The sequence below is a fragment of the Methylomonas sp. 2BW1-5-20 genome (assembly GCF_052474515.1).
The window spans coordinates 2,080,439-2,093,683 of record NZ_CP184127.1 but is presented as its reverse complement, the minus strand read 5'-3'; the positions used below and the strand labels follow the sequence as shown (position 1 = coordinate 2,093,683).

The 13,245-nt window shown below is 46.1% G+C and carries 12 protein-coding genes; 5 read left to right on the top strand and 7 right to left on the bottom strand.

The window, feature by feature from the left end; genetic code table 11:
* Positions 1 to 57: 57 nt before the first annotated feature.
* Positions 58 to 555 (top strand): aspartate carbamoyltransferase, encoded by a 498-nt coding sequence (locus ACH50O_RS09450; RefSeq protein ID WP_446811768.1) that lies wholly within the window; start codon positions 58 to 60, stop codon positions 553 to 555.
* 282 nt (positions 556 to 837) lie between these two features.
* A complete protein-coding gene (rlmN, locus tag ACH50O_RS09445) occupies positions 838 to 1,875 on the top strand; it encodes a 23S rRNA (adenine(2503)-C(2))-methyltransferase RlmN (protein WP_446811767.1) in 1,038 nt (345 codons plus the stop codon).
* Between the two features lie 66 nt (positions 1,876 to 1,941).
* On the opposite strand, the gene ACH50O_RS09440 is transcribed toward rlmN, so the two are convergent.
* Positions 1,942 to 3,246: an MFS transporter gene (locus ACH50O_RS09440; protein WP_446811766.1), complete on the bottom strand. Its 1,305-nt coding sequence runs from the start codon at positions 3,244 to 3,246 to the stop codon at positions 1,942 to 1,944.
* A 404-nt stretch (positions 3,247 to 3,650) separates the two neighbouring features.
* On the opposite strand from ACH50O_RS09440, the gene ACH50O_RS09435 reads away from it, so the two are divergent.
* The 3 genes from ACH50O_RS09435 (at position 3,651) to tnpA (ending at position 5,318) form a co-directional block, all read left to right on the top strand.
* On the top strand, positions 3,651 to 4,205 hold the full coding sequence (locus ACH50O_RS09435; protein ID WP_446811765.1) for a cyclin-dependent kinase inhibitor 3 family protein: 555 nt from the start codon (positions 3,651 to 3,653) through the stop codon (positions 4,203 to 4,205).
* Positions 4,206 to 4,219: 14 nt separating this feature from the next.
* Positions 4,220 to 4,894: a hypothetical protein gene (locus ACH50O_RS09430; RefSeq protein WP_446811764.1), complete on the top strand. Its 675-nt coding sequence runs from the start codon at positions 4,220 to 4,222 to the stop codon at positions 4,892 to 4,894.
* A gap of 235 nt (positions 4,895 to 5,129) precedes the next feature.
* The gene (gene tnpA / locus ACH50O_RS09425; protein ID WP_446811763.1) at positions 5,130 to 5,318 is read left to right on the top strand and encodes an IS66 family insertion sequence element accessory protein TnpA; all 189 of its coding nucleotides are present in this window, start codon (positions 5,130 to 5,132) and stop codon (positions 5,316 to 5,318) included.
* Positions 5,319 to 5,579: 261 nt separating this feature from the next.
* Here tnpA and ACH50O_RS09420 read toward each other — a convergent pair whose 3' ends face one another.
* The 6 genes from ACH50O_RS09420 to ACH50O_RS09395 form a co-directional block, all read right to left on the bottom strand.
* Positions 5,580 to 6,497, bottom strand: coding sequence for a glycosyltransferase family 2 protein (locus ACH50O_RS09420; protein WP_446811762.1), 918 nt, complete (start codon positions 6,495 to 6,497; stop codon positions 5,580 to 5,582).
* 13 nt (positions 6,498 to 6,510) lie between these two features.
* Positions 6,511 to 8,364, bottom strand: a complete 1,854-nt coding sequence (gene asnB, locus ACH50O_RS09415; protein ID WP_446811761.1) for an asparagine synthase (glutamine-hydrolyzing) — start codon at positions 8,362 to 8,364, stop codon at positions 6,511 to 6,513.
* A 2-nt stretch (positions 8,365 to 8,366) separates the two neighbouring features.
* Positions 8,367 to 9,467 (bottom strand): glycosyltransferase WbsX family protein, encoded by a 1,101-nt coding sequence (locus tag ACH50O_RS09410; protein WP_446811760.1) that lies wholly within the window; start codon positions 9,465 to 9,467, stop codon positions 8,367 to 8,369.
* On the bottom strand, positions 9,464 to 10,522 hold the full coding sequence (locus tag ACH50O_RS09405; RefSeq protein WP_446811759.1) for a glycosyltransferase: 1,059 nt from the start codon (positions 10,520 to 10,522) through the stop codon (positions 9,464 to 9,466). Before ACH50O_RS09405 ends, ACH50O_RS09410 begins: the two co-directional genes overlap by 4 nt.
* 152 nt (positions 10,523 to 10,674) lie before the next feature.
* Positions 10,675 to 11,991 (bottom strand): glycosyltransferase family 4 protein, encoded by a 1,317-nt coding sequence (locus tag ACH50O_RS09400; RefSeq protein ID WP_446811758.1) that lies wholly within the window; start codon positions 11,989 to 11,991, stop codon positions 10,675 to 10,677.
* 27 nt (positions 11,992 to 12,018) lie between these two features.
* Positions 12,019 to 13,221, bottom strand: a complete 1,203-nt coding sequence (locus ACH50O_RS09395) for a glycosyltransferase family 4 protein (protein WP_446811757.1) — start codon at positions 13,219 to 13,221, stop codon at positions 12,019 to 12,021.
* Positions 13,222 to 13,245: the final 24 nt, after the last annotated feature.

The window sequence follows — 13,245 nt, the reverse complement described above, 5'->3', positions numbered from 1 at the left end:
GATCGAATAACTAAATAAAAATAAGTTATTAGCTTTAACTAAACGAGGAGAACGGATATGAACAGATTTACAGTCGCAGTAGCCGGATTGTTAATTTTTTCCGCAAGCGCCCTGGCATTGGACCACGCCAGCCCGAAACCGAGCAATGTGCCGGTATTGCCTTATCCGGCAGAGCAAACCGTACAAACTTTTAGTAAGACCGTGCATGGCGGTGTCCAGCATATCGTGGCTAAGGCCGCCGACAATGTGCAGGTCGTTAAAGCCATCCAATCGCATCTCTTCAAAATTGCCGGTGATTTTAGAAAAGGCGATTTTTCCGTGACCGAACGTCTACACGGCGCGAATATGCCGGGTCTCGCACAATTGAAAAAGGCCGAGCAGGGCGATATTCGCTATGAATACAAATCCCTGGATAATGGCGGACAAATCCATTACTCCAGTGAATATCCGCAGTATGTACAAGCCTTGCATGAATGGTTCGACGCGCAGGCCAGCGAACACGGCGCCGCTGTGGTACCCGGACATAATCAACATCATCTGACTCCCGCGGAATAAACCGGACGCCACGTATCCGCCGGCAACGGTTGCGTGGCGTTTGTTCGGCAGGGCCGGCCAAGTGCTAGTGAGCGCGGCTGCCAGCTGAATATGGCAGAATGACGTTCGTCAATTGCTACGTTGATGGTAGGCGTTGTTAAATTGGTTTAGAGCAATAACTCATGCCTGCACCACTAACACCAATAATCCAGGCCCTTGTTGCTGGAAGGATAGCTGTTGCATGGGAATTAAAAAGTAATTTCCCTGGCCTAAAATAATATTGTAATCACGAGGAAAAGTTTTTTGAAGCAATCTTTTTACGACCTAAATTATTCTGATTTAGAAGCGATTATAAATCAGAATAATTTAAACTGCTCGGCAGCGGCAGTGCTGTTTAATTGGCATTATAAGAAAAAAGAAACGGCGCAGTGCCATGACAATATTGCCAAAAGCTCATTGGCCTTTATTGAAAAGAATTTCGACTTTTCTCTGCCCGAAATCGATTTGGTTCATGAGTCGACAAAAGATCGAACGGTAAAATTTCTTTTTAAGCTTAAAGACCAGCATAAAGTCGAAACTGTCCTTATTCCGTTCAATAATAAGTATTCTATTTGCCTTTCGTCGCAGGTGGGCTGCGCAATGAATTGTTCTTTTTGCTTTACCGGGGAACAAGGGCTGAAAAGAAATTTGATTACCAGCGAAATTGTTGGCCAGTTTCTACAGGCTTGGCGTTGGTTGGCACGCAATAGGCCGGGAGAAGAGCGGATTTTAAATATCGTTTTTATGGGGCAAGGCGAACCTTTACATAATTTTGATGCCGTTAAAAAAGCCTGTGAAATTTTTTTATCGCAACACGGCACGTCAATTGGCGTGCAAAAAATTACGATTTCGACGGCGGGTTATATTCCTGGGCTTAAGAGATGGAGCGAAGAAATTCCTGGTGTGAACCTGGCGCTATCGCTGCATTCGCCGTTTGCGGAAAAGAGGAATGAACTAATTCCGATTAATAAAAAATATCCGTTGGATGAGGTGTTGACGTATATCGACAAGATACCTTTAAATAAAAAGCAGTTTATTACTTATGAATATATTCTGATAAAGGATTTTAACGACTCAGCGGATGATGCGGAAAAATTGGGAACGATACTGGCTGGTAAAAGTGCGTATATAAACTTAATTCCGTTTAACGCATTTCCCGGATCGCGTTACGAGAGTCCGGATTTGGCTAAAATTGAAAAATTTAAAGAAGTTTTAGATACGTTTAAAATCCCGACTTTGATAAGAATCGCGAAAGGCGACGATGTATTGGCGGCATGTGGCCAGCTCAATTCGAATAATTAAATGGCCATCAAGTGCCGGTGCATGGGAGCGGAGAAAATCGATCGGATCGGGTCTGCGCACTACCGATTATGGATTCAGCTTCGATGTTTTCATGGACTCTTTCATCGTTAGAGCCACGATCAGAGACAAGGCGGCACAGGCGCTGACGTAATAAGCAAACCACTCAGGATGCCCCTGGCTTTTCATCCATAAGGCCAGATATTCGGCGGTGCCGCCGAACAAAGCCACCGTCAGGGCGTAAGGAAAACCCACCCCCAGCGCCCGGATATGCACCGGAAATAATTCGGCTTTGACTATGGCATTGACCGACGAATATCCCGAGACGATCAGCAAGGCGCAGATATACCAAAACAAGGCGGATTCGATACTTTGCGGCTGAGACAGCAAGGCCAGGATGGGCACCGTAAAAACCGTCGCGCAAGCGCCGAATGCGATCAACATAAAGCGGCGGCCGACAAAGTCCGAAATCAAGCCAAAGATCGGTTGTATCAGCATAAACGCGATCAGGGCTATCGTGCAGATCAGCGTGGCGTCGTCCTTACTGAAGCCGGTGGTGTTGACCAGAAACTTCTGCATGTAAACCGTAAAGGTATAGTAGGACAAGGTACCGCCGGCGGTCAGCGCCACGACGGTGAAAATCTGCTTAGGGTATTTAAGTAATTCCCGCAAATTGGCATGCCGGCTGGAATAGGTGTGCTGCTCCACAAAGGCGGCTGTTTCCGCCATATTGCCGCGCAAACCCATGGCGACGACCGCGAGCAGGCCGCCGACGATAAACCCAATCCGCCAGCCCCAATCATGCAGCTCTTCGCTGGTCAAAAGACACTTTTGCAACAGCATCAACAACGCTAATGCCAAGATCTGGCCCAAAACGATGGTGACATACTGAAAGCTGGAGTAATAGCCGCGGCGATTTGCCGTGGCCATTTCGCTGAGGTAGGTTGCCGAGCTGCCATACTCGCCGCCGATGCTAAAACCCTGCAACATGCGGGCGAACAATAGCAAGGCCGGCGCCCAGCCTCCGATCACCGCATAACCCGGCGTACAGGCGATGATTAAGGAGCCCAAACACATCAGGCTGACCGACAAGATCAGTGCACTCTTGCGGCCTTTGCGGTCCGCCAGACTGCCCAGCAACCAGCCGCCCAAGGGGCGAAAGATAAAGCCCACGGCAAATATCGCCGCGTTATTCAGCAATTGCGCGGTCTGGTCGCTTTCCGGGAAAAAGGCGGGGGCAAAATACAAGGCAAATGCGGCATAGATTGCCCAGTCGAAGTATTCCACCAGGTTGCCGACCGAACCGCTAAAGATATTCAGCAAGCGTTTTCTGTGGGAAATATCAATAGTTTGCTGCTCAGGACGATTAGGCATATTTAAGAGATAGGCAGGTTTGCGGCAACGGGGGATTCGACATGCTAAGAGGCAAGCCTGGGGGGTTCTTTATGTCCACGCTCGACAAATTTGCCGATGACCGGTAGGAACCGATTGAAATGAATGTCGGCGGGTTTTGCGATTACCAGGATGTTATTCATAAAGCCGGTTCATGGTGGTTATGCCGTTTGTTGTTACGCATCATTACCTCTCTTCGCAGTTTACGGATTTCCGTTGCGCCCGCCTAATCCAATTGGCCAAATAGTCTCAGGATTGTTCAATTATCGCAAAGCGAACCGGCATGCACTTGCCGTCGGAGGCTGCTTGCGTGTGATGATAGCTAATCGGCCGCTTGCTCGTGCTAGACTCTGAGCAGACCTTCGGTACTTCGTCAGGATAGCAAAATGACAGCTGCGCGAACCAGCCATACACACCCTCTTCAGATCGCGGAAGTACGTGCGAGCCCGTCGCATGGACGCATAGGAATTACCTTCTGTCCCGGCAAACACGATCACTTTGCGTACACCGGTGCCTGGGAGCGCGACCTCGGCATCGATTTGGATGCCATCGCTGCCTGGGGGGCGAAGCTGGTGCTGACACTGGTCGAACCCGCTGAACTCAAAGCCCTCAAGGTGCCGCAGCTTGGTCATGAAATACGCAGACGCGGCATAGCCTGGCTACATCTGCCGATTGCCGACTTTTCCGTGCCTACCCAGGCATTCGAACAGCAGTGGGCCACGCAAGGCCATGAGATCCGCCAACTATTACGCAATGGCGACGATGTGCTGGTGCATTGCAAGGGTGGTTTGGGGCGGGCGGGCATGATCGCCGCGCGGCTAATGGCGGAATTGGGCATGGACCCCGAAGAAGCAATCCATGCCGTTCGTCGCGTGCGTAAGGGCGCCATCGAAACGCCGGCGCAATTGGCTGTGGTGCGGCGAACCAAGCCGACTTCCTGAGCCGGAGCAGAACGATGAACGCAGACACGCCAATGATCGACACCACCGCCATGCAGCGGATTGGCGGGCAATTGGGCACTAACCCGGCGGGTATTTTTCAGGACGGCAACGGACGGCGCTACTACGTGAAGACGCTGGAGTCTCCGGCGCATGCACGTAATGAACTGATTGCCGCCAAGCTCTACCAATTGGCTGGCGCGCCGACTTTGACCTATATAAACACAAAAGCGCCGGAGCAGATCGCGACCGAGTGGGTCGAACTCGACAAGAAATGCATCGCACATCTCAGCGAAAGCGAACGCAAACAGGCGCAGCAGTGGTTTGCTGTGCATGCCTGGACCGCCAACTGGGACGCCGCCGGCTTCAATGGCGACAATCAGGGCGTCGTCAACGGCAAAGTACTGACGCTTGATGTAGGCGGCGCACTGGCATTCCGGGCTCAGGGCGATCCCAAAGGCAAAGCCTTCGGCATCCGCGTCGACGAACTCGACGTGCTGCGCAGCGACGACGGCAACCCGCATGCAATCAAACTCTTCGCTGACATGAATGCTGACGACATCAAACAGGCCATCATGGTAGTGGTACAAATTCCCGATGAAAAAATGCGTAGGGTCATTATTGATAACGGTGGCAGTCACGCGCTGGCCGAGAAGATGATTGCACGTAAAGCGGATATGGCTGGTAGGTAGTTAGTTTTCTCATAAGAACTGCGGTCGGCCGCCTCCAGCCAAAACCGCCGGAAGAAGCAAGGCTATGTGCCTTGATAACTGAGGCTTTTGGAGTTTTTCACCGGCCTGTTAGACACGGCTTGTAGAAGTATATATTTTACAAATATAGAGCGGCGTTAGGCAGGCGGTTTGGCGTAAGCATCCAACGGCTCCACCTATTTAAATTCGTCGAAATTGTCGATGCTCAGCCTTTTTGATGAGGCAAAGCAATGGCATATCAGTGGACTGGGGTCAACAAATTCAAGCTTGGCAGTGTAGTGGATTAAGCCAAGCGGCGAATTGCCGGCAACAGGGATTAAACTATGGCAGTTTACCCCGCGTTTATCGGTGTATCGTAAACAGATGTGTGATGCGGCTGCATCGTCTGCGCCCGACAAGACACTGATTCCGGTACAAATTCAGTCACCCGTCACGCACGCAGCGCCGTTGGATTATGACGTGATTCGGCTGATGCACTCAGGAAGCCAAATAGAATTGCAGATGTCTACGCCGGCGGGTTGGCGGGCCGAGTTGTTGCGATGTCTGGTTTGATCGATTATCCGGCGCAGATTTGGTTAGCAGTGGCACCGGCCGACATGAGACGCGGACTCGACGGTTTGTCGGCCATCGTGCAACTGGCTATAAAATAAGGGTTCTGTTCTTAAAGCTACACTAAGCGACTAAGTATAAAATATGGTAAAAAACTCAAGGCGATGTATTTTAAATCTTTAAAACGCCAAATGCCAGATTGAAAAATTTTTCGGAATAAATGCTGAGCGGAAACTAAATCTCTTTTCCAAAATGCTGAATAAGCCTGGGTAAAAACATAACCATCTACTAATTCAGTTATTTTTTCCTTGGAAAGGTGTGAAATTAGTTTTGGATTTTGCAATACGAAGTCTTTTCTAACTTGCCAAGCATCCAAAACTTGTCGCCATTTTATGGAGGATATTTGTCCGTGATTATGCCATCGATAAAATGCCAAAACCTCAGGTACTATGGCAATATTCTGTGTGATGGCGGAAATGCGGATCCAGAAGTCGTAGTCCATGGCGCTAAAACAGCGCAATGAAAATCCTTCGGCTTTGTCGATAATTGAACGGCGAACAAGCGCCGCATGTATGGGCCATGGGCAGCTTGAAAGAAATGATTGAAAAATATCGCCTTTTTCGTAAGCTGGTGGAACATATGCTGGACCATTCTCACCACCCTCCACAATATTTTGCCACCCGCAATAAGTGAGGTCCGCATTTTTTTCTAATAAGTTTTTTAGAAGTTTCTCGAGGAATTCCGGAACCCAATAGTCGTCGGCGTCCAAAAAAGCGATAAATTCTCCTTTAGAATTTGCCAAGCCTAGGTTACGAGCAGGAAATGGCCCGAGATTTTCTTGCTTAAAAACAACTAGTTTCGGGTACTTTTCTTGGCAGCTAGTTAAAATATGAAAGCTTTGGTCATTCGAGCCATCATCGACGACAATCAACTCGACATTTGGATAACTTTGTTCAAAAACACTTTCAATTGCTTTTTCGAGGTAAGCTTGAGCATTGTAACAAGGCATAATTATCGAGATGAGCGGTTCGTCCATTCCGAACTCCTTATTATTTTAAATATTTAGATATTTGTGGGCATTGTTCTAGAATGCAATAAGCCCACCGCTTATTTGGAATAATATTTGCATGTCTTAAGTAGCCGTTTTTTTTCCAGGCAGAAAAATTATTTGAGTTATTTAGCCAGCGCCAAATAGGAATAGTGAAACCGGTTTTGGGGCGTTTTATAATATTTTCATCGAGTTTTGTCGATAATGAGCTGGGTAATATTTCTTTTTTGTAGCCAATTTTTCGGTTTGCTGCTAAGCCGACCAGTGAATTCAGCAAAACATGATCGACCAAGGGGACGCGTATTTCCAAAGAATGTGCCATGCCTATCCAGTCAGTATCGCGCAACAATTGATTCCGCATGTATTTCTTGGATTCGAGCGCAACAATTTTCCCAAAGTCCGAATCAATGTTACTGACAGATTCGAATTCAGCTGATTTTGACAATCTATTAATGCCTTCCAGCATTATATCGTAATCAATAAGATGCTTAAGCTCCCAGGGCATGAATAGACCTTTTTTAAGTTGATAAGCCGATGTTATATTCCTGGACATATTCAAAATATCGGAATTATTCGGATTTAAATGGCTAAAATTAGTGGCAAAAAAATAATGTATATTAAAAAATAAATAATTTAGGAGTGGATTTGAGTTATATCGGGCTGAATGATTGACAATGTCCGGAATTGTCTCGAAGGTGTCATAACCGCCAAGCATTTCGTCACCGCCCAAGCCGGATAAAACAACTTTTAAACCTGCGTTTTTGGCGGCTTTGCTGACAAACCAAGTGTTGATGCCATCAATACTTGGTTGATCCATAGTATTTAAAAAAGTAGACAACTCATTTTCGACCTCGTCCATGCGCGCTGTGACGATGTTATGTCTGACTCCCAGAATACGTGCTATTTCCGTTGCCACAGGAACTTCGTCTAGTGAACGTCCAATAAATTCTTCAAAAGCAAGGGTTATAGCTGTAACGGGTTCACTAACAAGTTCTTGCGCTAGGCCTGTGATGGTTGCGGAATCCAGTCCGGCGGAAAGGAATGTACCAATTGGTACATCGGCTACCATATGGGCTTTGACGGAGTCTCGAATGCTATTTATGCCGGCGGAAAAACTTTCTTCGGGTGATGCGTTCAGTGAGTTTTCAATCGCAGTATTGACAATTGTGTTTATATTCCAGTATTGACGAATAGTTTGCTTACCTGATTCGTCGATTTCCAGAATATGGCCTGCATTTAATAAGCGGATATTTTCATAAATGCTAAACGGTTCGGAGATACTACCCCATAGTAGAAAGCTTACTAATCCAGCTGGGTTTATTGTTGAATCGATGGCATTGCTGGCAATTAAGGATTTTGTTTGAGATGCGAAGCGAAATATTCCGTTGTGATGAGTGTAATAAATAGGTTTGATGCCATAAGGGTCACGAGCTATAACCAACTTTCTGTTTTGATTATCCCAAATTGCAAACGCAAACATGCCGCGCAAATGGTTAACCATTTCGGTGCCGTGGTAACGATATAGTTGTAATAGTACTTCAGTATCGCTATGACTTTTAAAAGTAGCTCCTTTGGATTCTAAAGTTTTTCTTAACTCTTGATGGTTGTATATCTCGCCATTGAAGGTAATCGTTAATTGACCATCTGTTGTTTGCATCGGTTGAGCACCTAACTCTGTCAATTCGATAATTGCCAAGCGTCGGTGTCCAAAACCGATTCGTTTGTCGGCGGAAACCCAGGTGCCGAATCCATCTGGCCCTCGAGCAAACATGAAATCTCGGGTTCTTTCCAGCTCTATTTGGTCGACAGGCGGCGCTTGGTTTCCGTAGGCGTATATGCCGTTAATTCCGCACATGTTTAGATACCCTTGCCGGCAGAAAATTCTGAGAGCTCATCGCGAATAGCTTCAAGATAACCATGACCATGCTTTTGATCGGGTTCTAAATAATTGCCTTCTGCCCATTCGTTCCAAGCTTTTACGAAAACGATACGTTTTTCCGGGTCCTGATTTTCAATTAAAGATAATGCCCGGTGGAATAACTGGCGAAATAGTTCAGGCGTGGAGTTGTGGAATACTAGGCCGCGCTCACCTGCTCGTGGAGTGTTGTCCCAATTAGGTAATACGGTTGGGAAATCAGGGAATTCTGGCGCGGTTTTGCGGATTAATTTATCGAGTATGTCTTCGTAATCATGAACCGTTAGCAGAGATTTTTTTCCGGATAAAAACTGTTTGATTTTCGTGGAAAAATATCGGTTTGGCATATGTCCGTCTTTAGGTGGCAATGGTTGCAAAGTAGATGCATCCAAGCCCACACTAAGCGGATTCCAATCAGGTCGTAGCTTATAGTTGACTCCCACTAGATACAGTCCTTTAAGTCCCGCCTCGGCTGCTAGTTTACGCCAGTATGCTATTACGTCGGCAAGATTGGGAATATCGGTAGGACTATAAATCAAGAATAGAGGCTTACCCTCCACAGTTATGTAACGCCGATCAGTAAAGGCTTTGAGTAACCACTCAAAATGCTCTCGATGGTCGTCCATGCCAGGATAGGTTTGTTCGACTAGGGTGCGGTCTGCAACGCCTTGCCAGATATTATTCCAACTATGATTAGCCCAGCACAGGCAAAAAGGAAAATCCGGTTCTCTACTGGCGAGAATCTCATTAACAGGGCGTTCCAGCATCCTCCGCCCATCACCAAACCAGTAATGATAGTAACAAAAACCTTCGATACCGTACTCTTTAGCTAGCTCCGCTTGAGCATGGCGCGATTCCGGCAAGCGTAAGTCGTAAAAGCCTAGGTCAGCTGGAATATGCGGTTGATAGTGACCAGGATACAACTGTTTTGCTTTTGCAACGTTTGTCCATTCCGTAAACCCCTTGCCCCACCATTCGTCGTTTTCGGGGGTGGGGTGAAATTGGGGGAGGTGGAAGGCAATAATTCGCGCGTTATTAGTCATATAGAGAAACAGGAGTTGAATTTTTCAAGTATTGAGCGCCAAGCCGCAAGGATCTCTTGTTCTTCAAGTTCCGGAGAATAGGTATCATGGATATAGCTTGCGGCCCTTCGGCCTTTTTCAAGAATAGGCTCTGGGTTTTGGTTGTATGAGTGGATGATTTCTTCTACGGTTTTAGCGAAGCTCAGTATATCGCCTTGTTCAATAGGGTAAGAAAACTCGGGGTTAAAAAACTCCTTGCCGCCACCACCATGAAAACCGATCACTACGCAACCTGAAGCCATAGCTTCTGCTGCTGGCAGACCAAAGCCCTCTGGATACCCGAAACTAAGAAATAGCAAAGAGTCTTGATAAATTTGTGCAACTTCCGATTGCGGTAAATTGATGAACGGGACAATATCAAAGTCATGAAGTGCGCCGCGAAACTTGAGAATATTTATCACCTGCATCGCATCGGCTTGGTTTTTTATCCGTGAGAAACACAATTGCTTTTTTTTCGTAGCTTGAAATTTAAATCGCTTTGGGTCAATGGACAGTCGGAATCGATATAAGGGAAGATTTGGAAAGGTATGTTTGAGATACAGCGCGCCGTCCTCAGAGTTAACCAAAGTAGCCAATGCATCTTTATGATGATAAGGACTTATTAATCGATCCTTATTAAAGGAGTAACCATTAAATGTTAGGTAGCAGTTTTGATTCAGAATCACTTTTTTGATGCCACGCCCATAAGCGGCAGCTAAATCAGGGCCATACATTTCCGGGATAACCAAAATATCAGAAGCACTAATAATTGAGCGTTGCCCACCTTTAATCGGTAATTCCACAACTCTATTTGGGGCGCTACGCCGCTTGTATTTAGCAATCAATCGATCCAAAAACGTATCGCGCCAGTAGACTATCGGTGTCTGGTTTTCAAACCAATTCACTCTAAAGCCTTTAGTTTTGTGTACAACATAAGCGGGTATACCATTGCGATTTAAAACATCTACGTGTTGGTAGATAACGCGCACGCCGCCAACCGGGGTGGAGTGTTCTGGGCAAAGGTAATAAATGGTCATTTATTATTCTCGATATTCAAATCGTATTGATATTGCCGTGTAACGGCAGTGTTTTGGGCTTGGTTGAGTTTATTGTTACTAGTAAAATGGTTTAAAACTTAGATGCTCTCTAAATAAAAAAACCGTTTTTAAATAGTATGCTTATATTATGTTTAGTATTTTTTAAATCGCCATAGCAGATGCTTATTCAATAAATCTTGTATCCGCTTTTTTAAACCTTTCCACCCGAAATAGTTAAAATCCTGTTGAGCTTTTCGCAATGCCAATAAATTTGTAGTTTTATTCTGATTGCGGCGTTGTAAAAGTCTTTTTTCATCTAAAATGACCTTGAGTTCATCCATAAAATCGAGTCGCTCAGCAGTTGCATGATATGCCTGGGCATCCCGCATGGCTTGTAATCCAATCCGTTCTCTAAGAGCGGGATCGCTGGCGAGTGCTTTCATCCAGTCGGCTGCCTCATCTAGGTGGGGGGCTGCCCAAACTGCTCGTTTGCCCAATTGATCTGGCCCATTGGCTGCCATGCCTGTGTAAGGGACTAAATCATATCCCGCCAAGCACGAATTCGTATGTTTCATAAACGACATAACGCCAGACCAAGCGGTGGCAATGACTGGTTTTCCTATCGCCATGCATTCCAGCGACCCTAAGCCCAGGCCTTCCGCACGATGCATCGATACAAAAACGTCGCAACTAGCGTACAGACTTAAAACTTCCCGATACGATAGAGATTTGGCAAGAAAGTGAACACGAGGATTACCCGCACATCGTTGTTTCAATTGTTCGATAAGCGCCATGGGATCAACATCCTTGCTTTTGATTTCCGCATTGTTCAATTTAACAACCAGGTGAGGTAAGTCATCAGCAGAATGTTCCGGAAAGGCTTTTAGAAAAGCGTCAACCGCCCCGAATGGGTTTTTTCTGGCCACATCATGATGCGGATCGAAGCTGGAAACGAATAACAAACGGTTTTCTGGCAAACCGAAATATACGCGGTTTGCCTCGATACCCGCAGGCAGGAATAATGGATGTACACAATCCAAAGTTAATACGTCAGAGAGATTGGTATCGAAAACTTGTTTGACAAAATGAGACCCAGCCAATACTACATCAAACAAACGTAAGGCCTCGCAATAGCGTTTCGGAAGAATAGTTTCTTCGCACCAGATCAACCCAGCATTCAATCGTTCAGTCGAAAAAATGCCGGGTGGAGGATTTAAGAACAGATTCGGTAATTGCCCCATCGATAAAAAAAATAAATTGATTGAATAGGGTAGCTCAGCCGCAGTTTTTACACTGAGAGACTCGTATTCGTATACGCGGGCATCCGGTGATCGCTTGTAATCGATATCATAGATTGCAACTGGTATTTCTTTGTTGAGAAACAGTTTTATGAAATGACGGGCGGTAATGCCGAGGCTGACATTACTACTGACATAGCCGATTACATTGATGCCGAAGGGAGAGGTCATTTGAATAAATTGGTTAAAATTGGTTTATTAGGTGCGAAAACGCCAAAGTAAATGTAGTTCTGCTTGTTGTCGTAGAAAGCTTTTTAAGCGTCTCCAAAGCAAAGTCAGCCACGGTCTGGGCGCTGCTTCCAACGCAATAAACTGTTCGATGATTCTATTTTTAACCACTGCTTCGGAAAAATTACTTTCCAAAAACTGACGACCTGATAGGCTAATTTTTGAGTGCAGTACCGGGTCTCGAAGTAAATTGATGATGTGATTGGCTAGGTCTTGAGGTGTATCGCCAACCAGCACGTCTTTGCCAGGGGTCAAACCGAAACCTTCTAGACCAATCGAAGTAGTCACCACAGGTAGCCCATAGGATAACGCCTCACCAATTTTTCCTTTGACACCGCTACCATAGCGTAATGGCGCGACTGAAATATACGCATTCAGTAAATAGGGTTGCATCTCCGGAACGCGCCCTAAAATTTCAACTGCACCACCGTTTAGATTGATAACTTCTTCAGGGTAGTCTCCGCCGACCACTTTCAAACACGCTTGAGGAATTTCTTTTAAAACTAAAGGCAAAACTTCTTTGGTAAAGTAAAGCACAGCATCAACGTTGGGGCCGTAAGCGCCCCAGCCCACAAACAATAACGATTTTCCGTCCCTGGCGTATGTTGGGGTAAATTCTCCCATGGGGTGAATATTTGGAATTATGCCAATTCGCTTTTGGGGTAATTCGGGAAGCAATAATTGCCGTTCGGGTTCCGAAACCACAATAATGAAATCCGCCTCTCGATACGCAGCGAGTTCTTCCAGTTTAACTTGCTCCGCATGATCAAGATCCCGTTTGTCTTGAGTTAGTCTAGCTTTGGACTGATAACGACCGAATTGTACGTCCACCGAATCGATCACCAGGCGAGCTTTGGGTGCCCAGTAATGCACAGCAGCTATATTTTTTGGTGTAGCCGTAACGAATAGAATGAATATTACTGTATCGAAACTATCTGATTTTAGTGCGGAAACTAGCCCAGAATCTGCAACCTTGACTTCTTGGTCGATCAAGGCGTGCCTATAAAAATTGACCGCTGCCTCCCCTAGTTCTTGCCTCATATAAGGAACGTCCAATGGGCACAATGTAACTTGATGCGTTTGCGCCAGAATTTGCACGAACCTAGAGAATCGCAGCTCGTAAGAGGATCGATCAAAGGCGGGATAGGAGTCTGATACGATGAGTATATTCATTCAATGTGTTTGTTTGGTGGTCTG